This is a genomic window from Parabacteroides sp. D25 (assembly GCF_000307475.1).
Taxonomy (GTDB): domain Bacteria; phylum Bacteroidota; class Bacteroidia; order Bacteroidales; family Tannerellaceae; genus Parabacteroides; species Parabacteroides distasonis.
In genome coordinates, this window is sequence record NZ_JH976501.1 from 166,707 (window position 1) to 190,356 (window position 23,650).

The 23,650-nt window shown below is 42.0% G+C and carries 18 protein-coding genes, 1 tRNA gene and 3 pseudogenes; 15 read left to right on the forward strand and 7 right to left on the reverse strand.

Annotation, left to right across the window (positions count from 1 at the left end; genetic code table 11):
• Nucleotides 1-4: 4 nt before the first annotated feature.
• The 3 genes and pseudogenes from HMPREF0999_RS23210 to HMPREF0999_RS04355 all read left to right on the forward strand — a co-directional run.
• Nucleotides 5-182 (forward strand): annotated as a pseudogene (locus HMPREF0999_RS23210) (AraC family transcriptional regulator); the annotation flags it as partial.
• Nucleotides 177-605: a hypothetical protein gene (locus HMPREF0999_RS23305; protein WP_005859894.1), complete on the forward strand. Its 429-nt coding sequence runs from the start codon at nt 177-179 to the stop codon at nt 603-605. The pseudogene HMPREF0999_RS23210 and the gene HMPREF0999_RS23305, both read left to right, overlap by 6 nt.
• Nucleotides 606-864: 259 nt before the next feature.
• Nucleotides 865-1,761: pseudogene (locus HMPREF0999_RS04355) on the forward strand (Rpn family recombination-promoting nuclease/putative transposase).
• A 39-nt stretch (nt 1,762-1,800) separates the two neighbouring features.
• On the opposite strand, the gene xerD reads toward HMPREF0999_RS04355, so the two are convergent.
• Complete coding sequence (gene xerD, locus HMPREF0999_RS04360; protein WP_005859891.1) at nt 1,801-2,706, reverse strand: site-specific tyrosine recombinase XerD; 906 nt, start codon at nt 2,704-2,706, stop codon at nt 1,801-1,803.
• A 100-nt stretch (nt 2,707-2,806) separates the two neighbouring features.
• On the opposite strand from xerD, the gene aroQ reads away from it, so the two are divergent.
• Genes aroQ through HMPREF0999_RS04385 form a run of 5 tightly spaced genes read left to right on the forward strand, consistent with a single transcriptional unit; the run spans nt 2,807 to nt 6,971 of the window.
• Entirely contained in the window at nt 2,807-3,223 is a 417-nt protein-coding gene (gene aroQ, locus HMPREF0999_RS04365; protein WP_005859889.1) for a type II 3-dehydroquinate dehydratase, read from the forward strand.
• 60 nt (nt 3,224-3,283) lie between these two features.
• Nucleotides 3,284-4,741 (forward strand): pyruvate kinase, encoded by a 1,458-nt coding sequence (pyk, locus tag HMPREF0999_RS04370; protein ID WP_005859887.1) that lies wholly within the window; start codon nt 3,284-3,286, stop codon nt 4,739-4,741.
• Nucleotides 4,742-4,746: 5 nt separating this feature from the next.
• Nucleotides 4,747-5,382, forward strand: a complete 636-nt coding sequence (locus HMPREF0999_RS04375; protein WP_005859885.1) for an O-methyltransferase — start codon at nt 4,747-4,749, stop codon at nt 5,380-5,382.
• A 12-nt stretch (nt 5,383-5,394) separates the two neighbouring features.
• On the forward strand, nt 5,395-5,730 hold the full coding sequence (rbfA, locus tag HMPREF0999_RS04380) for a 30S ribosome-binding factor RbfA (protein ID WP_005859883.1): 336 nt from the start codon (nt 5,395-5,397) through the stop codon (nt 5,728-5,730).
• Nucleotides 5,731-5,741: 11 nt separating this feature from the next.
• Entirely contained in the window at nt 5,742-6,971 is a 1,230-nt protein-coding gene (locus HMPREF0999_RS04385; protein ID WP_008772970.1) for an FtsX-like permease family protein, read from the forward strand.
• A 44-nt stretch (nt 6,972-7,015) separates the two neighbouring features.
• Here HMPREF0999_RS04385 and HMPREF0999_RS04390 read toward each other — a convergent pair whose 3' ends face one another.
• Nucleotides 7,016-8,098: a mannose-1-phosphate guanylyltransferase gene (locus HMPREF0999_RS04390; RefSeq protein ID WP_005859880.1), complete on the reverse strand. Its 1,083-nt coding sequence runs from the start codon at nt 8,096-8,098 to the stop codon at nt 7,016-7,018.
• Between the two features lie 203 nt (nt 8,099-8,301).
• On the opposite strand from HMPREF0999_RS04390, the gene HMPREF0999_RS04395 reads away from it, so the two are divergent.
• The 4 genes from HMPREF0999_RS04395 to HMPREF0999_RS04410 all read left to right on the forward strand — a co-directional run bounded on the left by HMPREF0999_RS04395 (nt 8,302) and on the right by HMPREF0999_RS04410 (nt 10,813).
• Nucleotides 8,302-8,385 (forward strand) — tRNA-Leu (locus tag HMPREF0999_RS04395).
• A gap of 125 nt (nt 8,386-8,510) precedes the next feature.
• Entirely contained in the window at nt 8,511-9,089 is a 579-nt protein-coding gene (locus HMPREF0999_RS04400; RefSeq protein ID WP_010182451.1) for a GNAT family N-acetyltransferase, read from the forward strand.
• A gap of 129 nt (nt 9,090-9,218) precedes the next feature.
• Nucleotides 9,219-10,016, forward strand: coding sequence for a class I SAM-dependent methyltransferase (locus HMPREF0999_RS04405; RefSeq protein ID WP_009275262.1), 798 nt, complete (start codon nt 9,219-9,221; stop codon nt 10,014-10,016).
• Complete coding sequence (locus HMPREF0999_RS04410; RefSeq protein WP_010182448.1) at nt 10,013-10,813, forward strand: GNAT family N-acetyltransferase; 801 nt, start codon at nt 10,013-10,015, stop codon at nt 10,811-10,813. Before HMPREF0999_RS04405 ends, HMPREF0999_RS04410 begins: the two co-directional genes overlap by 4 nt.
• Nucleotides 10,814-10,874: 61 nt before the next feature.
• Here the strand turns inward: HMPREF0999_RS04410 and HMPREF0999_RS04415 are convergent, their stop codons facing one another.
• Both HMPREF0999_RS04415 and HMPREF0999_RS22875 read right to left on the reverse strand, forming a co-directional pair.
• Entirely contained in the window at nt 10,875-11,876 is a 1,002-nt protein-coding gene (locus HMPREF0999_RS04415; protein WP_029257154.1) for a PDDEXK nuclease domain-containing protein, read from the reverse strand.
• Nucleotides 11,859-12,320, reverse strand: a pseudogene (locus tag HMPREF0999_RS22875) (phage integrase SAM-like domain-containing protein); the annotation flags it as partial. The pseudogene HMPREF0999_RS22875 and the gene HMPREF0999_RS04415, both read right to left, overlap by 18 nt.
• Before the next feature lie 1,839 nt (nt 12,321-14,159).
• Here HMPREF0999_RS22875 and HMPREF0999_RS04420 point away from each other — a divergent pair.
• Both HMPREF0999_RS04420 and HMPREF0999_RS04425 read left to right on the forward strand, forming a co-directional pair.
• Complete coding sequence (locus tag HMPREF0999_RS04420; RefSeq protein ID WP_009275266.1) at nt 14,160-17,216, forward strand: DUF6383 domain-containing protein; 3,057 nt, start codon at nt 14,160-14,162, stop codon at nt 17,214-17,216.
• Nucleotides 17,217-17,560: 344 nt separating this feature from the next.
• On the forward strand, nt 17,561-18,709 hold the full coding sequence (locus HMPREF0999_RS04425; RefSeq protein WP_010182445.1) for an acyltransferase family protein: 1,149 nt from the start codon (nt 17,561-17,563) through the stop codon (nt 18,707-18,709).
• Between the two features lie 68 nt (nt 18,710-18,777).
• On the opposite strand, the gene HMPREF0999_RS04430 is transcribed toward HMPREF0999_RS04425, so the two are convergent.
• Complete coding sequence (locus HMPREF0999_RS04430; RefSeq protein WP_009275268.1) at nt 18,778-19,038, reverse strand: DUF6582 domain-containing protein; 261 nt, start codon at nt 19,036-19,038, stop codon at nt 18,778-18,780.
• Between the two features lie 341 nt (nt 19,039-19,379).
• Between HMPREF0999_RS04430 and HMPREF0999_RS04435 the strand changes: the two genes are divergently transcribed.
• Entirely contained in the window at nt 19,380-22,505 is a 3,126-nt protein-coding gene (locus HMPREF0999_RS04435) for an ATP-binding protein (RefSeq protein WP_009275269.1), read from the forward strand.
• A 4-nt stretch (nt 22,506-22,509) separates the two neighbouring features.
• Here the strand turns inward: HMPREF0999_RS04435 and HMPREF0999_RS04440 are convergent, their stop codons facing one another.
• Both HMPREF0999_RS04440 and HMPREF0999_RS04445 read right to left on the reverse strand, forming a co-directional pair.
• Nucleotides 22,510-23,133 (reverse strand): chloramphenicol acetyltransferase, encoded by a 624-nt coding sequence (locus HMPREF0999_RS04440; protein WP_009275270.1) that lies wholly within the window; start codon nt 23,131-23,133, stop codon nt 22,510-22,512.
• Complete coding sequence (locus tag HMPREF0999_RS04445; protein WP_009275271.1) at nt 23,130-23,639, reverse strand: GNAT family N-acetyltransferase; 510 nt, start codon at nt 23,637-23,639, stop codon at nt 23,130-23,132. The genes HMPREF0999_RS04440 and HMPREF0999_RS04445 overlap by 4 nt, the downstream gene beginning before the upstream one ends.
• Between the last annotated feature and the right edge of the window lie 11 nt (nt 23,640-23,650).

Sequence of the window (23,650 nt, forward strand, 5' to 3'; positions counted from 1 at the left end):
GCCTATGAAACCATTATTTCAAGAACTGCCATTCCCGATAGATAGTCACATTCATTTCTATGTGGAGTATCTACCGCATTTTCAAGCGTCAGATTTTTGAACCTAATTTAATTCGTCTTCCGGAGATGAATAATATCCGGGAATTGATAGAGCGTTCCCGTAGAGGGATTAAGTTTGTGGGTTCTGTTTGGGGTGAATTAGAAGTATTTGAGAGTCTTACGTTTAAGAGCCCTCTCTCCACGGATATGGCTTTTTGGGGCGAAAGAAATTGGTTCCCTGTTAGCTATTTGTGTTATATGGTCAAGACTGAGAAATCGAGGGTGGAGCAAACGATGAATCGTGGCGTGAAGCTTCTTTGGGAGAATACGTTGAGTTATAAACGTTCGATCGATAAACATAATTTCGCCGTTTTACTGGGAACCTCTATGGAACGGTATGATAGTAAAAAGGTAAAGGGAACGGCCTTGAACTTATGGGCGGAAGATGATCATAAAGCGTGGATTGATTTCACCAATAGCGCCTCTCCCGGCGATCAGCATTCGGAAGGTGGTGCGACAGAGCATCGGATGGCCATTTGGTGCAGAATCCTCATTTCTAAGAATTGAGTAGTCTTTATATTTGTCCACATCCATGTTTTTTGTTTTTGGGTAAATAGTTTAAACCGATACAATATGAGGTTAAAATAGAGTTATAACGGCACAAGAATACCCTTTTGCGACCGCTTACGATTCCGTTCGTTGGCTATTCACTTACGGATCCAAAAGGAAGGACATTTCTTTTTAGATGGGATAAGCTTGTATTCCGGATCTTTTTATGTACATTTGAAGCCACCCAATAGTGGGGTAACTAAAACATGATATGACTATGGAAAAGAAAACAGAAAAAGAGGAGAAGTATATGAAGGAATTACAAGATCGATATATCCGTTTCGACTGGGCCATCAAACGCCTACTCCGGCAAAAAGCGAATTTCGGAGTGCTAGAAGGCTTTCTTACCGTGTTCTTGGGCGAGCAGATCAAGATTGAGGAGATATTGGAGAGTGAGGGGAACCAGCAGGACGCTGATGATAAATTCAATCGGGTGGATATCAAGGCTAAGAACACAAAGGGAGATATCATCCTTATCGAGATCCAGAATACCCGCGAGCTTTATTATTTGGAACGTGTGCTCTATAGCGTGGCGAAGGCCGTCACCGAGCATCTTCATTTGGGGCAGGACTATTCCGGGGTGAAAAAGATCTATTCTATCAGTATCCTTTATTTTGATATAGGCGTAGGAACCGATTATCTGTATCACGGGTAGAACCAATTTGTCGGCGTGCATACCCATGATCATTTACAGGTAAATACCAAGGAGAGGGGTGCGATCGTCAAGCGTCTTCCTTCGGAGATCTTTCCGGAGTATATATTGGTTCGGGTGAATGAGTTTGATAAGGTGGCCGTGACCCCCTTGGAGGAATGGGTGCGATACTTGAAAGACGGGATCATAACTTCCGAAACGACAGCCCCCGGCTTGGAAGAGGCACGAGAGAAATTACGCTATTACTCAATGTCTCCCGAGGAACGTTATGCTTATGACGAACATCTGAATGCAATTATGATCCAGAATGACGTGTTGAGCACTGCTAAGTTTGAAGGCTGGGAAGAAGGCCGTGCGGAAGAACGTCTAGAAACAGCTCGGCGTATGCGGTCTGATGGGCTTTCGATGGAAATGGTCGTGCGTTATACTGGTTTGTCAGAGGAGGAAATAAATAATTTATGACATTCTTGGGGCTTTGCTAGCGGAGCATGATCGGTTCTTTTAAGTTCTTGGCCTACTCCTCGGATGATGTTCCAGTATCTCTTTGCGAAGGAATTCCCGGTCGATATGTGTATATATCTCGGTGGTGGTGATTTTCTCATGCCCCAGCATCTCTTGGATAGCGCGTAAGTTGGCGCCGCCTTCCAGCAAGTGGGTGGCGAAAGAATGACGGAAGGTATGGGGACTTACGTTTTTATGGATACCGGCGGCCTCTGTCTGTTGCTTAATGATATGAAATACCATGATACGGGAGAGGGCCGTTCCTCGCCGGCTTAGAAATAAAATATCCTCGAAGCCTTTTTTAACCACGACCGAATTCCGGTCATACAGATAGTTTTTAATTTCCCGCAAAGCAACTTCGGAGATAGGAACAAGCCGTTGTTTGCTTCCTTTACCCTCTACCCGGATGAAACCTTCCTTGGGATATATATCCGAATAACGCAGGCCAGTAAGCTCCGATACGCGCAGTCCGCAACTATATAAAACCTCCAGCATCGCACGGTTCCGCTGTCCCTCGGGAAGCGTGAGGTCTATCGTGTCGAGAATGCTATTTATCTCGTTGACGGTTAATACTTCCGGCAGCTTCAATCCGATCTTGGGAGACTCTAACAATTCGGTCGGATCATTTGTTATATAATTGTCAAGCAATAAGAAACGATAGAACGATTTGATACCCGAGATGATGCGTGCTTGCGATCGGGGATGGATACCGATGTCACGTAATTGGGCGATGAACTGTTGCAAGTCGTCGTAGCTGATCTCCTTAACGTCCTTTTTCTCATCCTCTGCGAAACGTAGCAATTTGTCAAGATCTGTCAAATAGGCGTCGATGGAGTTGGCTGAGAGCGATTTTTCTAACCGTAAATAGGTGTTATATCGGTTTATTATATCTTTTCCTTGTCGCATTGTCGGTATGTCGTTATGAATGTGTCAAATAAAATCCTTACCTTTGCCGGATAATTCCGGCCTCAACGGGCGGTACAAAGGTAATAAACTTACAATAAGAATGAAGAAGATTCAGATCATCAATGGCCCTAATTTGAATCTGTTGGGCAAGCGAGAACCGACAGTATACGGAAATGCCTCGTTCGAGGACTATTTGAGCGAGTTACGTGCCCGCTTTCCTCAGTGTGAGATATCTTATTATCAAAGTAATGTGGAAGGAGAGATAATTAACAAGATACATGAGGTGGGTTTTGAATATGACGGTATCGTATTGAACGCCGGCGCTTATACGCATACTTCCATTGCGTTGCACGATGCTATCAAGGCGGTTACTACGCCAGTCGTGGAGGTGCATATCTCGAATGTGCATGCCCGTGAATCGTTTCGTCATGTGTCGATGATATCGGCGGCATGCAGGGGAGTGATTCTTGGGTTTGGGCTGGATTCGTATCGGTTGGCGATCGAATCGTTTATGTGATAGAAGGTTTAGAAGGTTATCAAATAGAATTAATAATTAGGTTATAATAATTTAAGGTATATGTTAAAGCATACGAAGATTGTTGCTACAGTTTCCGACCAGCGCTGCGACGTTGCGTTCGTTGAGGCGTTATATAAAGCGGGAATGAATGTGGTGCGCCTGAATACGGCTCACATGATGGAAGAGGGGTTGACCCGTGTGGTAAATAACGTCCGTACCGTATCCGACCGTATCGGTATCTTGATGGATACAAAGGGGCCGGAAGTACGTACCACTACGACGGTAAACAAGGAACCGATCCCTTTCAAGACTGGAGAGATCGTGAAGGTAATCGGTAATCCCGATCAGGAAACTTCGCATGATTGTATTTGTGTGTCCTATAAGAATTTCGTGAACGACTTGGCGATTGGCAGCGACATCCTTATCGATGATGGTGATCTGGAAATGAAGGTTACCGGGAAATCCGGCGATTGTTTGCTTTGCGAGATCCAGAATGACGCTACGCTAGGTAGCCGCAAGAGCGTGAATGTGCCGGGCGTACGTATCAATTTGCCTTCGTTGACTGAGAAAGACCGTAATAATATCCTTTGGGCGATCGATCATGATCTCGATTTTATCGCTCACTCATTTGTTCGCAACAAACAGGACGTATTGGATATCCAACGTATCTTGGACGAGCGTAACAGCCCTATCAAGATTATCGCTAAGATCGAGAATCAAGAGGGTGTAGACAATATCGAGGAGATTTTGGAAGTGGCTTATGGCGTTATGATCGCTCGTGGTGACTTGGGTATCGAGGTTCCGGCCGAGAAGATCCCGGGTATCCAGCGTATGCTGATCCGTAAATGCGTGGAGGTGAAGAAGCCGGTTATCGTGGCTACGCAAATGCTTCATTCCATGATTAATAATCCTCGTCCTACTCGTGCCGAGGTTACGGATATCGCCAACGCTATTTATTATCGTACGGATGCTTTGATGTTAAGCGGTGAGACGGCTTATGGAAAATATCCGATCGAGGCGGTACAGACCATGACGAAAGTGGCTCGTGAAGCCGAGAAGACCAAGCTTTCCGCGAATGATATCCGTGTGCCGATCGAGGGGAATGATTTAGACGTAACTTCTTTCTTGGCGAAACAAGCTGTTAAGTCTTCTTCTAAATTACATGTGAAGGCGATTATCACGGATAGTTACACGGGTCGTACGGCACGTTATCTGGCCGCTTTCCGCGGAACCTCTACTGTGTTCGCTATATGCTATAATCCTCGTGTGATGCGTATGTTGGGTCTTTCTTATGGGGTATGGGCGGTTCATCAGCCGTACAACGACAGCCGTAGGGGATATTTCTATGATGCGTTGAACCAGCTGATCCATAGCGGACGTATCACTCGCAACGATATGGTAGCGTATTTGAGCGGTAGCTTCGGCGAAGGTGGCGGTACCAGCTTTTTGGAGATTAACAACGTAGGAAAGGTGCTGGATGCCGGCACGCAATATCAGTTGCCTACTTTTAAAGAGTAAGAGGAATGTTTACGGGCGAGATTGATGCGTATATTCTTTCTCATATAGATGAAGAAGGGGATTTGCTGTCGGCGTTGAATCGCGACGCCAATGTGAACCTTCTCCGTCCGCGTATGCTATCCGGGCATTTGCAGGGTAGGATATTGAAGATGTTTTGCCGGATGATTCGTCCGAGAAGAGTCTTGGAGATCGGGACTTATACGTCTTATGCCACTTTGTGTATGGCGGAAGGCATGGAAGAGGGGGCGTTGATCCATACGATCGAGATCAATGACGAGATGGAGGATTTTATCATGAAATATCTTTCCCGCTCGCTACATAAGGACAAGATAAAAGTCCATTTTGGGGATGCGATGGAGATTATCCCCCGTTTGGATGAGACGTTCGATATGGTTTTTATCGATGCCGACAAACGCCTGTATTCCGAGTATTATGATTTGGTATTCCCGATGGTCCGTCCGGGCGGCTTGATTCTCGCGGATAATACGCTTTGGGACGGTAAAGTGGTAGAAGAAGTGCATCCTTCCGATAAACAAACGAAGGGAATACTGGTTTTTAATGAAAAGGTTAAGCAAGACGATCGGGTAGAGAAGGTGATCCTCCCTTTACGTGACGGCTTGACGATGATCTGGAAAAAGTAAATAATAAAGCGTATGGAAAGTACTAGATTACAAAAGATCGAACGCCTTCTTCAGAAGGAGTTGAGTGATATATTTCAGAAGCAGACGCAAGGAATGCATGGCGTATTGGTCTCTGTCAGCGTAGTTCGTGTAAGTCCTGATTTAAGTGTGGCGAGAGCTTATTTAAGCATTTTCCCGTCGGATAAATCGCAAGAGCTATTGGAGGCTATACGGAGCAATACGAAAGCGATCCGTTTTGATTTGGGGCAACGTATTCGTTTGCAGGTTCGTAAGATTCCTGAATTGAGCTTCTTTATAGACGATTCATTGGATTATATCGAGAATATCGACAATCTTTTGCATAAGTAATCAGAGGAGCCTTGAATCTTCCGTTCTATATAGCCCGGCGATATCTCTTTTCGAAGAAGTCGCACAATGCCATAAATATCATATCGATGGTATCGGTATGCGGGGTTGTTGTCGCCACGATCGCCTTAGTATGCGCCTTGTCGGTCTATAATGGTTTCAACGATTTGGTATCTTCTCTCTTCAGCAATTTTGATCCGGAGTTGAAGATCATGCCCCGGAAAGGGAAGGTTTTCGACCCGACCTCGGAAGAGATACGTAAGGTGAGGGAATTGCCCGGCATTGTTTGTTTTAGTGAGGTATTGCAGGACAATGCCTTGGTCCGTTATCGAGATCGTCAGGGTGTAGCTACCTTGAAAGGTGTAGACGAGCAATATGAGAAACTGGCGCAGATCGATAGTATCTTGATCGATGGAAAGTTCCTTCTGAATGACGAGGTGGCGAATTATGCGAATATGGGGATCGGATTGGCTTTCTCGCTAGGAATAAACGCAGGCTTTGTCTCTCCGCTAGAGATCTACGCTCCGAAGCGGGAGGAGAAGGTGAACATGGCGAATCCGGCTTCTTCTTTCAATTTGGAATATGCTTATATCGGTGCTGTCTTTCGTACGGACCAACAGGTTTACGATGATTCATATATGATCGTGCCTTTGTCATTGGCCCGTTCTTTATTTAATTATGATAAAGAAGTGACAGCGGTGGAATTGAAGGTGAAAGATAGCGGGGATATCGCTCCGGTAAAGAAAGAGATTCAACGTATCCTAGGTGATCAATATATCGTGCAAGACCGTTTTGAGCAACAAGAGGCTTCTTTCAAGATGATGCAAGTCGAGAAATGGATGACCTTCTTGATCCTTACTTTTATATTGGCGATCGCCTTATTCAACGTGGTGGGTTCTTTATCCATGTTGATGATCGAGAAACAGGAGGATGTGAGCACACTGCGTAATATGGGGGCTGATGACAGTCTGATCCGTCGGATTTTCTTGTTTGAAGGCTGGATGATCTCCGGTTTTGGAGCTTTGATCGGAGTCTTGATCGGGGTTGTGCTTTGCTTGCTACAACAAGAGTTTGGCTTTATAAAACTAGGGGAAGCTGCCGGAGCGTTTATTATAGAGGCTTATCCGGTACGTGTAGTCCCGGTCGATATAATAACAGTCTTTGTGACGGTATTAACGATAGGCTTTTTAGCTGCGTGGTATCCTGTACGATATCTTGCTAAGAAGTTGAAAATTGAGAATTGAGAATGAATACCGCTTGCCGATAATTCTCAATTCTCAATTCTTAATTAGTTGTATTCTTTTCCGTATTTGATTTTAGCGTCGGCTACGAATTGTTTGATACGTTGTTCGTCATCCTTCTTACAAATCAATAATACGTTTCCAGACTCGGCCACGATGCAATCTTTTAGCCCTTGGATAACGGCTAGACGTTTCGGGTTATTTAATGCGATCACATTGCCGGAGCATTCGTATAGCATTGCCTCGTTATTTTTCAATACTGCGTTCTCATTTTCGTCTTTATTCGCTAGGTCGAACAAAGATCCCCAGCTACCGAGGTCAGCCCAACCGAAATCTACACATAGCATATATACGTTGTGCGCTTTCTCCATGATACCGTAGTCGATGGATATATTTAGGCAATAAGGGAAATTCTCTTGGATGAACGCTTTTTCTTCCGAGGTATTAAATTTATCCTTACCTAGATCGAAACGGCTGCTGATATCCGGGAGATATTTAGAGAACGCTTCCAAGATCGTATTCACGTTCCAGACGAACAAGCCAGAATTCCAGAAGAATTCTCCACTTTCCATAAATACCTTTGCCAACTCGAGGTCCGGTTTTTCAGTAAAGGTCTTCACCTTGGTGAAATCATCTACTACCGTATCACTGCTTTGGATATATCCGTATCCTGTTTCCGGGCGGCTAGGCTTGATGCCCAAAGTGACCAACGCACGGTTTCTCTTCACGAAATCCAACGCCTTTTGAACGTCCCTCAAGAAAACATCCTCTTTTAAGATCAGATGGTCGGAAGGGGCTACGACAATATTGGCTTCCGGATTGCATGCCTTAATATGATAAGCCGCATAAGCGATACAAGGAGCCGTATTGCGACGAGCCGGTTCCAAAAGTATTTGTTCTTCCGCTAATTCCGGCAACTGCTCCTTGATTAAGTCCGCATAAGATTCGTTGGTAACGATGTATATATTTTCAGTAGGGATGATTTTTGCGAAGCGATCAAATGTCATTTGCAGTAAAGACCGTCCGCTTCCAAAAAAATCAAGGAATTGCTTTGGGTAACTTTCTCTACTGAAAGGCCAGAAACGGCTACCGATCCCGCCTCCCATGATGACGCAATAATTATCTTTCATGATATTGGCTGTTATTATGATTATACGTTTACAAATGTAACGAAATAATCTTTCTATGCGAAACAATCCCATACATATTCCCACTGTGAAAAAAATATTTGAAAATTTTTACCCAAACGCTTGCGGGTTTAAAAAAAAGCTGTACCTTTGCAACGCATTTGAGAAACAAACCTACTGCTAAAGCTAAAAGGTTAATCAAAAATGCCCAGATGGCGGAATTGGTAGACGCGCTGGTCTCAAACACCAGTGGATTCACTTCCATGCCGGTTCGATCCCGGCTCTGGGTACTGAAGTTGAAAAGCTTGATTGAGTAATCAGTCAAGCTTTTTTTGTATGTAATTATTCGGCAGGACTATCCACGGCTAGACAATTTTTGTATCTTTGCTCAACTCATGAATTTATAAACAACAAGGTGAAATATCCCATTAAAACAGAAAGATTAATCATACGGCTTGCTGAACCGGAAGATGCAGAAAGCATTTTTTCTTACCGTTCTGACTTTGCGAAAAATAAGTATCAGGGATGGTTTCCTGATTCAGTTGAAGAAGTCCGTGATTATATTAGCAATATGCCGGCGACAATGGATATTGCCAATATATGTTTTCAGTTTACCATTATTCTTGCAGATGAAAACAGGTTAATTGGTGATATGGGAATTAGCTTTACCAATCACAACAATATGCAGGCTGAACTTGGATGTACACTACATAAAGATTATCAGAAAAAAGGTTATGCTACAGAAGCATTGAAAGCAATAGTTGATTATCTTTTTGGAACGCTCGATAAACATCGGATTATAGCCTCAGTCGATCCGAGAAATACAGCTTCTATCCAGTTAATAGAGCGATTGGGGTTCAGAAAGGAAGCTCACTTTAAGGAGAGCTATTATTTGCGTGGGGATTGGGTAGATGATATAATTTATGCGCAGCTTAAAACCGAATGGGGTAATAATGATAAATATAGCAAAGAAGAGATAATGATAGACCCCTAAATTATTGCCTTGCAATTTAATGAATGTATCAGTAGGGCTGACATTAACGCACTATCCCATCCGGACACGAAAGAGAATAGAAATAAGTTTGGTATATAAACATGAAACAATGAATATTGGAGAATATAAATGAATATAGGTTACAAGGTTGGTGAGTTGATTTATGATGCAAATATATATGATGGATTAAATACCTTTCTATCTGATTTGCAATTCTACAAAAAGTGGCTACCGAAAAATAAGGAGGCTGAAATACTTGAACTGTGCTGTGGTACAGGCAGACTTACGATCCCCATTGCCAAAGATGGATACAGCATTTGCGGAGTAGATTACACACCCTCAATGCTCGAACAAGCAAAGATGAAGGCTATCGAAGCAGAATTAGTGATTGATTTCATAGAAGCAGATATTAGAATGCTCGACTTGCAAGAAAAATTCGACCTAATCTTTATTCCATTTAATTCAATCCACCATTTATACAGAAACGAAGATTTATTCAATGCGTTAGGATGCGTTAGAAATCATCTCAAAGTAGGAGGCTTATTTCTGTTAGATTGCTTTAATCCCAACATCCAGTATATTGTCGAGAGCGAAAAAGTGCAGGCAGTAATTGCCGAATATACAACGGATGATGGACGGGATGTGTTGATAAAACAAACAATGCGTTATGAGAGTACAACCCAAATCAATCGCATAGAATGGCACTATTTTATCAATGGCGAGTTTCATTCAATCCAGAATTTGGATATGAGGATGTTTTTCCCTCAAGAATTGGATTCATATCTGGAACGGGCTGGATTTGATATTATTCACAAGTTTGGAAGTTTTGAAGAAGAAGCATTTAACGATAATTCGGAAAAACAGATATATGTTTTAACCCTTAATGATAATAAGGTATTATACGAAAAGATACAAAACCAAAGATGAAAATGGACTTTAAAATCAGAATAGCGCAACAATCTGATAGTGCTGAACTGAGAGATTTATATAAGAATACCGTGCTTGTAGTAAACAGGCGTGATTATTCACCGGATGAAGTTGAAGATTGGGCATCATGCGGAGATGATCTTTCCAATATAGAGGAAATGATAAAGACTCACTATTTTATTGTGGCTGTTAATCAACTGTCTCAGATTGTAGGTTTTTCATCCATTACGCCGCAAGGCTATCTGTACTCTATGTTCATTCACGCAGACTTTCAAGGCAAAGGCATTGCAACTATGCTTTTGGAAGAAATAGAACGATATGCTATTACAAAAGGTATTATACAAATCACATCAGAAGTGAGTCTAACTGCTCGTCCATTCTTTGAGAAGCAAAAATACGTGGTGAAGAAGGAACAAAAACGACAGGCAAATAAATTGAATTTGACTAATTTTTGGATGGCAAAAACCTTATCTGTAATAAAACCATATCATGGTCGTATTCCTGCTTGTGGTGTGTTCTGTGGCGGTTGTCCAAGCTACACACGAGATGAAAAAAATTGTCAGGGAGCAGAGGAAAACAAAACCCGCTGTGAAAAATGTAGAACATTTTACCTGTGTTGCGTTGAGAAAGGAATAACACACTGCTACCAATGTCATCTATTTCCTTGCACTAAGTTCAAAGGTTTTACAAAACGTTGGTTAAAGTATGGGCAAGACTTTATTGAAAATCAGAAATTTTTAAAGCAGGTGGGTGAAATGGAATTTTTGAGGTTTTATAATGAAAAGGTTACAGATTAAGTTTAGTCCATTTCTCTTGTATATCTAAAATGAACTAAACCTTTGTTTTTATTGAAAGTTGTTAGCCTATCTCCTTTGAAAGAAATCTCTTGATTTCTTCCTCACTGGGCAACTGGATTTTATACTTTTGTACAAAAATATTTGGGTCTAATCCTGTTGTGGCATAACGAACTAAAGTATCTCCTTTTTCAGTACAAAGCAAAATACCGATTGGTGGATTATCATCGGGCTGCATTACTTCTGCTTTGAAGTAGTTTAGATACATATTCAGTTGGGATGCATATTCATGGTGGAATTTGTCAATTTTTAAATCCACTATGACATGGCATTTCAGTATGCGGTGATAGAAAACGAGGTCAGCAAAGAAGTAATCTTCATCTATCAGTATGCGTTTTTGGCGAGCTTCAAAGCAGAAGCCGTGTCCCATTTCCAGAAGGAACTTTTGTAAATTATCAAGGATGGCTTGCTCTAAATCATTCTCTGTAACTAATGCCCGTTCATTTAACCCTAAGAACTCTAAGGTCAAGGGAGTATTTATTACATCCGCAGGCTGTAGTTGAACTGCCTGTTGCTGTACTAATGCAGAAAGAGCTTCTTTGTTTTTAGATAATCCACTACGCTCGTAGTACAATGAATCAATCTGCCGTTCCAGTTCTTTTACAGTCCAGCATCCCCTAATCGTTTCCATTTCATAAAAGGCACGTTTAATAGGATTGTCAATAGCAGATATTGCATTCAAATGCGTAGAAGATAATCTGTTAAATAGCTTTTCTGCAGCCAATTTCCAGTCATTATTTGCTATTTCTGAAACCACTTGCAATTTGGCGGTTACTGACCGCCGAATCTCTGTTTCAAATTCGGCGGTCGGCAACCGCCGAATTCCCGAACCCGACATAACATAGCCTAAAACCTCTTCTTTCAACTGTGGATAAACAAGATACAAACGTCTGAACTCCCGGAATCGACGTTCATTCAGCCCTTTGGTATTCAGTCGTTTTTCCAGCTTCTTCAAGAGTTGCTCACCATAGGCTGCACGGTCTTCACCGTTTTGTTCAAACTTCAATAGCTTGTTTGAGTAGTCTACATTCTTATATGTAAGGTCTTTCACATCACAGAAGCGTAAACCACAATATAGGCAGAAGATAAAGGCACGTCTTACCATTGGGTTCTCATTCTCATAATGGCAGTTGATAAGAGCCTGAATTTCTTCCAGTGAAAGCACATCTTTCCGTAACATTTGGTCGTCTACCTTGCAAATTACTTCTTTACACGGGTCTTTCAGTATCACATCGTGTTCGATGGCATAGCGTATCACTTTCTTGAAACGCTGATAGATACTTTTTGCTCCCTCGCCAACGCTACGGGATTGCAAATAGTCTACAAACAGAACCATCATATCTTTAGTAATAAGTTCGGGCTTGATGTTACATTCATATAATGGCTACTGTTCTTTCAGAAAATCCTTAAACCGACTGAAAGCAATTTGCATCATACGCAGGTCTTTCTTAATATTTATGGCTAATCAGTTAAAGAAATCCCTTTCTTTGGAGATTGAACGGTTCAATGCTTCGCAGAAGAAAGGATTTAGCTTTATGTTTTGATGTAAAATGCTTTTTCATAGTTCCTCTATAATAGAAGCTCACGCTAGTAGCCAAGAGGTAGTGTGGCATGTTTAGAACATGTATTCCCAAAAAGAAGAAGGAATCTGCTCTTTTGTCGAAAAAAAGTCTTATGTTTACGCACGATATGAAAAACAGGGTTTATATAGGCCCTGATATCAGTAAATAACCAACCTTGACATGTGTACAAACAGAGATAAGGCTATCTCTTTTGGGCGGGACGGCGGAGATGTCTGCCGTTTCGTTTTTTGTCTATGAGCCAGTGACGTGGTTGCTGACGAATCGTTGCCTCAAGATATTTTTCTGTAGATTCATCGTTCATATATTACCAATATTAATCAAGTAAACGCTCACCCGATATTTATTGGGGACAGACTTAATTCAAAGGGATAAGACGAGAATTGCGGATGTCAGCTTAATGCGATGAATGGTATCTTTTTGATTGAAATACCTTCTTTTTTACGACACGGCTCTCTGGCTATAAAAGCCAACGAGCGTAAACGGGGAGCGCGAACAAGCTGCCACAACCGCTTTTTAACACGATAAGCGTCGCTTTTTAACGAATATATACGTATCAACCTACACATATGGCTGTATCAACTCACACATATAGCAGTGTCAACCCACGCATATAGCCGCGTCAAGCTACACATATAGTGGCGTAAGCCTACACATATATAGGCATCGGCCCTCACATACGGTAGCGTTGGGCATTATTACCGCCTAACGACCGTAAAACATGAACTAGGGTGAATTATTTCGGCTGGAACGAAAGGCCGTTTTTTAGCAAATAGCTATCAAACAGAGAATTGCTGTTTTTTTCTCTCGAATTTGGAAGCGAGACGCACTTGGGTACGGAATAATCGTTTCTCCGGGACTTCAGATTACAAGTTGTCAAAAAGACAAATGGGCCACTTGTATCTATAGTTCCTCTGCCATTTCCCGATAACCATCGGGGGAGAGACGCTTAATGTATAATTTATGCCTTGTCAGGTGAATAACTTACGGCTTGTCAAGTGAATAACTTACGGCTGGGGGTAGCCGTAAGCTTACGAGTCTGGAAGTGGTTAGTTATTCACTTGGGAAACCTTTCTCAAGTGAGTTGGCCTGTTGATTAACAGGATATAAGACAGCGATTTATATGGCAATGGTTATCCCATGATCTCATCTGTTGGCCGACTTCTATATTTCTGTAGGTCGACTTGTCTTAGGCTGCCGGCTGAAATATAGATGAGCCTGAAGATACCCCCAATGATTATCGGGTGAACCTATAAAATACCTATAACCCGAAGCTAGCGGTACTATCAGTACTTTTGTGTCAAAGAGGAAGCTTGATTCAGATCTTATGCTTTGATAGGTTTACATTATTTTAATGTACGCCTGTACATTATATATAGTTAAAAACCTTGATGCTTGACAATCTTTTATGGGATATAAACGACTAGTTTAAACGATCGATTCTTTTAGTCATTTGCAAAGGTACGCATTTCTTCGATACTTGCAACCCTTCTGAGCTATTTTTTTCACCCCTTATCCTCTTTCTTATCAATCAAATAGGCTATCCGTTACGAAACTGCCGATTCCTTTCACGAACCATTCTTTTTACCCCCTTAAAAAACGCAAGATCTAGACGATCGTTTAGACTAGTCGTTTTCGGGTAAAACAAGGGTGCTAAACGACGGGATGGACTTTAATTAACACTATTATTAATATTAAATTTTGAATTTATGAACAAAAGGATTTTTACCTTGTTAACAGCTGGTTTACTGCTAGGTGGACCTGCTTTTAATGCTGCGTATGCCGCTGTTGGAGACAAGACCGTTGTTTCTTATACAACTACAGAGACCGCTTTGGGCAATGGCATGACATTCTATTTAGGAGCGTCAAATACTACTTTGTATGCAAAGTATACGAGTAGTGATATCTTAAAATTGAAGGGCGATAAGGAAGTTGTTTCTTTAACAGCTACAACTGCTTCTGCTACAAATGAAACTGCCGCCGAATTTACGATCCGTAACTACTCTTCTCGTACTTTCGAGTTGTGGGTAACTATTGATGGTAAGGAATACCAAGTTATAACAAAGAGCGATGGTACTGCCGTTACCGGAGATCAGTCAACGAAAAATCTTTCAGACTTCAACACGAAGTTTATTGTAAAAGATGGTAAGCTGAAATTTAAAGGCTTGTTTACGGCTGCATTGCCTGCTAGCGAGGTTGGTAGTAATTTACAGGCCTTCTCTTATGCTGAAGAGATCGGAGATAAGTATTTGACTGAATACAATTCAAAAGGTACAACTTTGTCCTTCGATTATACGACTAGCGAATTGGTTGGTAACTTGTTTGATGCCGTGACTCCGGTAACTGTTAGTGCGGAGATTGCTGCTACGGATGCGAAAATCCAGACAGGTACTTATTTTGTGAAAGGTGACGCAAAGAAGGTAGAAGCATTTGTTGCTGAAGTTGAAGGTGGTACAAATAATGAAGTTGCCATATCAGCTGCAAAAGAAATCTCTTTCTTGGCTGTAGATCCTACTCAACGTTACAACATCAATGGTAAACAAGATGGTGAAGGTTACGCTTTGTATTGGATGAAAGGTGAGGTCGCTGCTAAGGACTCTAGTGCAAACGCAAGCTTTACGATCTTATTGAAAGATGCCTTTAATGAGGATGGTAAGTTGATTTTAACGATGAAACCTTCTGTCAAAGAAGGTAATACTTGGAATTCTTATGATGTAAATGTAGCTGCGGTTAAGCCTTCTGTTTCTGATACGAAGACTTATGTGACTACTGTATTATCAGGAAGTACAAAAACGAACTATACTCCTATCCATCCGCAACTGGGTGCGAATTCTTATCTTGACGCTTCTGTATTATTGAAGAAGAACGCTGAGAATGTGGTAAATATTTACTTTACAAGTAATGATGAGGACAAGAGCTCTGAGGGTAAGCCAAACGCTCAAACAGAGTACCATAAGTATTTAACGGTTGATCCTGCTACAGGTGACGGTTTAAGAGTGGTTGCTTATAATAGTGCGGATTTTACGATGCCGGTATCCCAATGGATCGTTTCTGGTTTTGATGGCAAATATAATTTTACATTGACAAACCGTGAGACAGGTGAGGATTTGGTATTACGTTTACAACCGGATGGAAAAGAAGGTGGCTATAAAGTAGATAAAGCAACTTATGATGGAGAAGAAGTAACAATCAAAGGAGATGAAAAAGCTTCCAAAGGTGTAACAGAAGATTTAGCACTGAATACAACTTCCGTTAAGTTCAACACGATCGCTACAACTCGTACGGACGGTTATAAAGTATTCACGGATACTCAGATCGCCGAGGGCTTTAAGATGACATTCAATGGTAAGAACGTATTTGGTGACAAGACTCTTTATGCAGTTCTTTCTAATGATAAAAAGAGTATGAAGGTCTCTACCGATGAGAAGGCGACAATGTTGACCCTTTATCCGGAAAGAGTAAAAGGTGCTGAAATTTTGGATAAATCTTTGCAAGGTGTAGCTGATTACATCTTGAATACGAATACTTATGCTTACTTAAATGATAAGAATGAGGTTGTAAGAGTTGCGGATAAGGATACTTTGGTTGTTCCAACTTATATCTTGCGTACGACGGAAGTTAAGGGTGACGATGCTAGATATTTAGGTGCTGCCGCTGCTACTGATAAAGAAAAGGATGCCGCTACAGAGTTCGCTATCATTAAGAATGCCGCAGGCGGTTATTCTTTGGTTTCGTTAGCTGCGACTTCTGAGGGTACGCTTGATTATGCTGCTTCAATTGATAATACTTCTGCGGTTAAAACTGCGAGCGTTAATAGCACAAATTTAACTGTAGCTTATGATAAGAAGCGTTATGTAGCAGCTAGTGACTTGAATGATGGTTACGCAAACGTTGAGATCTTGGACGCTAATCCGTTCAACCCGTCATTGGCCTCTCAACCACGTCACGCATCATTTGACAATATGTTAGGTTCTATCAACTATCAGTTGAATAAGAATGGTATCACTGAAGGTATCCTTTCTGCGGAAAGCATGATTTTCTGGTTGGATACGGCGGATAGCAAGGCTAAGACTCCTTCATTCTATATCTCTAAAGGCATTGAGGTTGCTGAAGGCGAAGAAGCACCGGCTGAGAGAATGTTCATGTTCAATGCTCAGGATTCTTTGAAATATTTCGTAGAAGGCTCTGCTCAAGAATATACAAATGAGGCATATTATTTGGAAGGAACAGAGGATACTAAGGTAATCTTCCGTCCGGCTATCCTTGAGGGTGTTGATACAATCGCTACTACCGTAAATGGTGAGGCTGTAAAAGTTGTTAAGGAATTGGAGTCTGATGGTGAGACTGTAAATTCTGATAGACTGGATGCGTTCAAGTTTAATATAACTTTAGCTAAGGATTCTGAGGATGAGTATGTTATTTCTTCTCAAAGAAAGATTGATGGTAAGACAGTTTATGTTTATGCCTTGAATGGAAAACTTGGTTTGACTGCTGACAATGATATCGCTATGGTCTTCACTTTAGGTACTGACGTTCCGACTTCTAACGGTTCTGTTGAAGATGCAGCTTCCTCTATCGTTGTAGTAGGTGGCAACGGTGTCGTAACGATCCAAGGCGCTGCTGGTCAGAACGCTTATGTACGTACTGTATTAGGCCAGTCTGTAGCTGAGACTGTTCTTACATCCGATAACGCTACAATCGCTGTACCTGCCGGTATCGTATTCGTTACGGTTGGCGAGGAGACTGTGAAAGTTGTCGTTAAATAATTGAATATTCAAAGTAAAGGAATAATGAAATAAGATAATCGACAATTCCCGTGAGGGTTTCGATCCCAAGTAATCCGTGACGGATGAACAGGCGGGAGTTGGATTAATATTAATACTAAAGTAATAAATTAAGAGGTCCGTAAGTACCTCCGTGAGGATGGAGTACGGATAAAGAAACAAGTCTCCGGCAGGCGTAAGCTTTGCTGGGGACTTCGTATTTTGCGACCTTATTTATGTGTAACTAATGAAAAAAGAACTGTCTAATAACGTGAAAGATGGGGCCTTTTTGTATTTTTGCGGAAATTAGGAGTAATAGTAGTATCAAAAATAAGCTCAAACAATTAATGTCAAACTCAAAAATCTCAGCGGCCGCATTTGCGGACACAAAACCTCATTATGACCTTCTTGATGGATTGAGAGGTGTCGCCGCGCTAATGGTTATATTTTATCATGTATTCGAAGCCTTTGCGACGAGTCCTATCGACCAACGATTTAATCACGGGTATTTAGCCGTTGATTTCTTTTTTATCCTATCGGGATTCGTGATTGGTTATGCCTATGACGACCGGTGGAAAACCATGACGACAAAGGATTTTATCAAACGTCGATTGATCCGTTTGCATCCGATGGTTGTCCTTGGAGCTGTTTTGGGAGTTATCGCGTTTTGTATACAAGGGTGTGAGAAGTGGGATGGTACGCAGGTCTCCATATCCATGGTGATGCTAGCTTTGCTTATCAACCTTTTTTTGATACCGGCTGTACCCGGCTCCGGGCCTGAGATCCGCGGGAATGGAGAGATGTATCCCTTGAATGGGCCTAGTTGGTCTTTGTTCTTTGAGTATATCGGGAATATTATGTATGCGTTGTTTATTCGCCGGATGTCAACGAAGGCGCTTACGGCGCTTGTCGTGTTGGCGGGAATCGGATTGGCTTCGTTCGCTATATTCAATTTTTCCGGTGCGGGCCATCTGGGTGTGGGGTGGACGATGGAAGAATACAATCTGATCGGTGGTTTCTTGCGTGTGTTATTTTCTTTCTCTATCGGATTATTAATGTCGCGCGTTTTTAAGCCCATTCCTGTCAAAGGAGCTTTTTGGATATGCAGCTTGGCGATCGTCGTTTTACTCTCCATGCCATATGTCGGTAATGGCGAGGCTTTATGGATGAACGGTATCTATGATTCCGTATGTGCGATCCTAATATTCCCTATGCTTGTTTATCTGGGGGCTTCCGGGAAAACAACCGATAAGCATTCCGCCCGTATCTGTAAATTCTTGGGAGATATCTCTTATCCTTTGTATATGGTACATTATCCACTTATATACTTGTATTTTGGGTGGGTGAAGAAGGAGAACCTTACATTCGCGGAAGCATGGCCGGAGGCGGTGGCATTAGTTGTCGGCAGTATCGTGTTGGCTTACATTAGTTTGAAACTCTATGACGAGCCGGTTCGCAGATATTTGACAAAACGCTTTTTACAGGTGCGTAAATAACCTGCTATGACCGTATGTGCTACCAAACACATACGGTTATATTGGTGAATAAGAGATCAAAGTGGGTGTCAGTATCGGTTTGCCCACTCTAAGATTGTCGGACTTTCGACATCAACTCCGAATTCTTTGGCTTTTCTCAAGATGTTACGAGCCAATTCTGGCTTTTGCTGATCGGTAGCGTATCGAAAATAGGATTCAGCCGCCCGTACGTGTGTGGCGTCCGGCATAGGATATTTCCGTTCTTCGGGTAATCCGAAATCAGAGTCGTTCAACTCTTTGCGTTCCTCCGTGTCAAGCCGGTCAGAACCTTGTTCTCTTTCTCTTTCCATCGTGATAATTTTTTAATGATCCGTTCGTTCGTCCTGTTCATAGAACGTTTCGATCGGAACAAAAACTTCTCGCTAAAAAGTGTTGGGAAAGAATTAATGTTTATTTAATGGATCTGATTCATAAGGAAAACATCGAATGGTTATTCCGGTTCGATGTAAGTGAAAGCTTAATTCATCGATCGATAGAAAAGCTATTTCACGGATAGTAGCGTAATTTATGTGCCTTATCCTGTAGTAGTTAATATTTATTATGTATCTTTGAACGATCTTTATTAGAGCCGGGTAATATGCATAAAGCTTGACTCATTTTCTTGATTTGTAGTATAAATAAATAAGAGGTCATGATATTAAAGGGTGGTTACCATAAATCTATCTTTTTGCTAATAATTTTGTTGATACTTATCTCATCCCAGTGCTTGGCTCTATCAAATAACGGACAGGCGGACTATATCCTTATTATTAATTCTTATACGGAATCCACGCCTTGGAGCCGTATTTTTACGACTCCGATCTATGAACGTATGGTAGCGGGTAATGAGGATATTGATGCCTATACGGAGCATATGGATGTGATGCTGATGAAAAATGAGAAGGACGTGGAAGATTTTACCTTATATTTATTGGACAAATATAAGAAGGCCCCTAAATTAATCATTTTGCTAGGTAATAGCTCATACGCTTTGTTAAAAGACAGGCTCAACGAGAAATGGGGTGGGGAGTTATCTTATTTGGTTTGCGTAGAGAAGGACTATCTAGCTCCCCGGGAATATTATCTTTCCAAAAAAGCTTGTCCTGAACCAGAACGACAGAACTTATCGGATATTGTCGAGACCGAGAGAGAATTGACAATTATTTATGTGCCGGAATATATCATGGAGACAGTTTCCCTTATGAAGCAAGCGAATCCGGATATGCGTCGACTTTTATTTCTTTCTGATAAGCGGTATATTAGTGCGCAAAACCAGAATTCCATACATAAAGCCATAACCAATAATTTCCCGGATGTCAAATTGGAACTGGTCACTGCCGGTGATATACAGACTGATGAATTGATAGATATTCTGCAAAATGCGGACAAACAGACAGGCATATTATATTACTCATGGATATTGTTACATACACAAGGTAATAAAGAGGTGTTAAGTTCGGATACCTACCGCATGATCAGTTCGTATACGGATCTGCCTGTCTTTACCTTGAATGATATGGATATTGTGGAGAATGGTATGGCGGGAGGATTTTTCTTCCCTGCGTCGAATATTTCCAATACCCTTATTAACACGATTAACGGACTTTTGAGAAATGAAGTATTCAATACCATTATAACTCCGTATCAGCCCCATCCAGTATTAAACTATCCGGTCTTGGTAAATAGGGGGATGTTTTCGTCAGGTTATCCTGCGGATACGATATTCTATATGAGACCTCCTACGTTTTGGGAACAATATGGCGATTATGTTAACGCAGGGATCGGTGTTCTTTTATTTATTGCTTTTGTTGTGTTCATGAGGATCCGGTCATTGAATAGGATTCGATTGTATCAGGAGAAAGAGATAATGTTTATGCGAAATTATAGCAGATTGGTCAATAGTATGCCTATTTGCTATATGAAACAACGTATCCTATTCGATGAAAAAGAGTATCCCACTGATTATGTTATTTTAGAGCTAAATCCGGCATTGGAGGCTTTATTGAAGTGTGACAAATCTTATATAGGGAAAAAAGGCTCGGAAATTCATCCGTTGCAAATGTCGCGGTATTTAAAAATTTGTCATCTTATTTTCTCGGAAAATAAAAAAATAAATACACAATATTACTACAAGCCGACAGACTGTTACTTCAATGTTTTGATCATATCAGCGAATACCCCGGGTTGTGTGGATATTTTTATGGTTGATGTTTCGGAATTAGCGAAGACGCAGCAAGTGCTCCGCACCGTGAACCAGAAACTGTCCATGTCGTTGGACGTGGCGAATGTCACTCCTTGGAAGTGGGACTTGGTTCAGCATACGATTCTTTGTGACGTGAATAAGGCAGTGAACGTGAATTTCTCCGGACTATTTGACGAGAACCAGCTGACGGTTCCCGATACCGAGTATTTCTCCAAGATCTATAAGGAAGACCGCGAAAAGGTAAGGAAGGCTTATGAGTCACTTATCCTCGGTAAGGTGAATAAGATAAAGGAGGAATACCGGATCTATAATCCGAATAAAGGATTGCACGGGCTGGAGTGGGTGGAAGCTTGCGCCGCCGTGGAGAAAAAGGATGAGAACGGGAAACCTCTCACGTTGGTTGGTTCTTCCTTGATCATTTCCGACCGGAAAGAGGTTGAGCGAGAATTACTGGAGGCGAAAAACAAGGCGGAGGAGTCCAATCGCCTTAAATCGGCCTTCTTGGCTAATATGAGCCATGAGATACGTACGCCGCTGAATGCTATCGTAGGTTTCTCCAATATCCTTGCCGAGACAGACGTGTTGGAGGAAAAACAGGAATATGCCGAGATCATTGAGAATAATAATGCGTTGCTACTCCAATTGATAAACGATATCTTGGATTTGTCTAAGATAGAGGCTGGGACCTTGGAGTTCGTGTATTCGGACGTGGATGTCAATACCTTATTGTCCGATCTGGAACGTTCCATGAGTAAAAGGGTCGTAAATGAAAATGTCCGTCTGGTGTTTGAGCGTAAGGAGAAAGATTGTTATGTATCTATCGCTAAGAATCGGTTGATGCAAGTTATCATCAACCTTTTGACTAACGCCATTAAATTTACGGACCAAGGCTCTATAAGCTACGGTTATTCTTGCCTAAATAAAAAGATGCTGCGCTTCTATGTCTCTGATACCGGCCGGGGGATCTCCGTTGAACAACAAGAAGCGATATTTGACCGATTCGTGAAGTTGGATTCTTTCGCCCAAGGAACTGGTTTGGGACTTTCTATCTGCCGAATGATTGTCGATCATCTAGGGGGAGAGATGGGCGTTGAGTCTGAGATCGGGAAGGGTAGTACGTTTTGGTTTACCTTCCCCTACAAAGCGCCGGAGAAACCTGTGAGGGAGGATGTCATTTTTGAGAAGATAAAGGTTGAGAAAGATAAGTTGACGGTACTTATCGCTGAAGATAACGCCGGCAATTTCAAGCTTTTCGAGACTATACTGAAGAATGATTACACAATCGTACACGCTTGGAACGGAAAGGAGGCGGTGGAGCTGTTTAAGGAATATGAGCCTCATATCGTATTAATGGATATCAATATGCCGGAAATGAACGGATATGAGGCGACCAAGGAAATCCGTAAGCTCTCCGAAGTCATTCCCATCATTGCCGTTACCGCCTATGCTTTTGCGTCGGACGAGGAACAGGTCATGAATAGCGGATTCGATGCTTATGCCTCTAAGCCATTGAATGCCTCTGCCCTTAAAAAGCAAATGGTCGATCTTCTAAGGGCGAGGGTGTTTGTTATCTAAGTCTTTAACCTTTATCCGCTATACGATCTAAGAGGATAGACACATGTCTGCCGTCCATCAAGCCATGATGAGCCGTTACGGAGATAGGGAGCATCCAATGTCCGTTCTGCTCGATCAGCTTTCCGGTGGAGATGCGGGTAGCGGAATCGCCTGTACGGAAAGAGGAAGCGTGTTTCATCTCCGTGAAGGCGATCCATGGGACCGGGGAGAAACGGACTAGGTCTTGCCGGTCAGATTCCCTATCTTTGCAAAGGCCTGTGAGAGCTTGCACACGTTCGATCTCTTTCTGTGCGTTTTGAAGGAACAGTTGCCTGTCCGGTGTATATTCGAAGAAGCCGAAGCCGAATGTTCCGTCTTCTCGCCCAATCGTTGTTCCCACGTGGATTCGGTCGAAGCAGACAGGGATGTTGTCGATGATCCGGTACCGGAACTCTTCCACCTCATTAACGGCTGTCATAATCTTATGTAAGGAATAGAGGAAAAAAGAGGCATGATCCGCTTTCGCCTCTTTATAGATGGAGGTCACGTCTATCTGGGTGGTCAGCCCAAAGAAAGGGTCGTCCATGGAACCGAAAAACAGGAAATGCTCTTTCCGGTTCCAATGTTCTAGGTCAATAGGATGTTTCATGATTCTTTATTTGTTGCATTTACTATTTTGTGGAAAGCGATGCGTTCCGTGCCATTAGAGATGTAAATGATACCGCATTGCTTGAACCCATGCTTTTTCAATAAATTCTGCATGACGATATTATCCCGGTGCGTGTCGATACGGATATTATCGCAATGAGCGAACGCCCATTTCAAGCATTCGGTGGAGATCCCCTTCTGTTTACCGTTGGAGGCCATGCGATGGATCACGGCATAAGGCTCATCGTTCAGCCATTCGCCTTCATAGATCTTTAGGTAAGTAGGGTCGATTCCCTCGATGTAACAAAAGGTCCCCACTAACTCGCCCTGCTCATTTTCGCATACGAAACTATGGCTGGCCTTGATCTCGTTGGAGATCAATTCCTCGGAAGGATATCCATTGATCCATTGATTGCCGTTGCCATGCTCTTGCATGAACCTGCGTGCATAATCGTACATAGCCATTATCTCGGCCAGATCTTCTTGTCGTGTTTGTCTGATATTCATGATCGGTAGAA

Coding starts and splice junctions, on each gene's coding strand:
- rbfA (WP_005859883.1), top strand. CDS start 5,395: ATGGAAAGTACTAGATTACAAAAGATCGAACGCCTTCTTCAGAAGGAG.
- HMPREF0999_RS04420 (WP_009275266.1), top strand. CDS start 14,160: ATGAACAAAAGGATTTTTACCTTGTTAACAGCTGGTTTACTGCTAGGT.
- HMPREF0999_RS04445 (WP_009275271.1), bottom strand. CDS start 23,639: ATGAATATCAGACAAACACGACAAGAAGATCTGGCCGAGATAATGGCT.
- xerD (WP_005859891.1), bottom strand. CDS start 2,706: ATGCGACAAGGAAAAGATATAATAAACCGATATAACACCTATTTACGG.
- HMPREF0999_RS04390 (WP_005859880.1), bottom strand. CDS start 8,098: ATGAAAGATAATTATTGCGTCATCATGGGAGGCGGGATCGGTAGCCGT.
- HMPREF0999_RS04405 (WP_009275262.1), top strand. CDS start 9,219: ATGAATATAGGTTACAAGGTTGGTGAGTTGATTTATGATGCAAATATA.
- HMPREF0999_RS04440 (WP_009275270.1), bottom strand. CDS start 23,133: ATGAAACATCCTATTGACCTAGAACATTGGAACCGGAAAGAGCATTTC.
- HMPREF0999_RS04375 (WP_005859885.1), top strand. CDS start 4,747: ATGTTTACGGGCGAGATTGATGCGTATATTCTTTCTCATATAGATGAA.
- aroQ (WP_005859889.1), top strand. CDS start 2,807: ATGAAGAAGATTCAGATCATCAATGGCCCTAATTTGAATCTGTTGGGC.
- pyk (WP_005859887.1), top strand. CDS start 3,284: ATGTTAAAGCATACGAAGATTGTTGCTACAGTTTCCGACCAGCGCTGC.
- HMPREF0999_RS04435 (WP_009275269.1), top strand. CDS start 19,380: ATGATATTAAAGGGTGGTTACCATAAATCTATCTTTTTGCTAATAATT.
- HMPREF0999_RS04430 (WP_009275268.1), bottom strand. CDS start 19,038: ATGGAAAGAGAAAGAGAACAAGGTTCTGACCGGCTTGACACGGAGGAA.
- HMPREF0999_RS04425 (WP_010182445.1), top strand. CDS start 17,561: ATGTCAAACTCAAAAATCTCAGCGGCCGCATTTGCGGACACAAAACCT.
- HMPREF0999_RS04410 (WP_010182448.1), top strand. CDS start 10,013: ATGAAAATGGACTTTAAAATCAGAATAGCGCAACAATCTGATAGTGCT.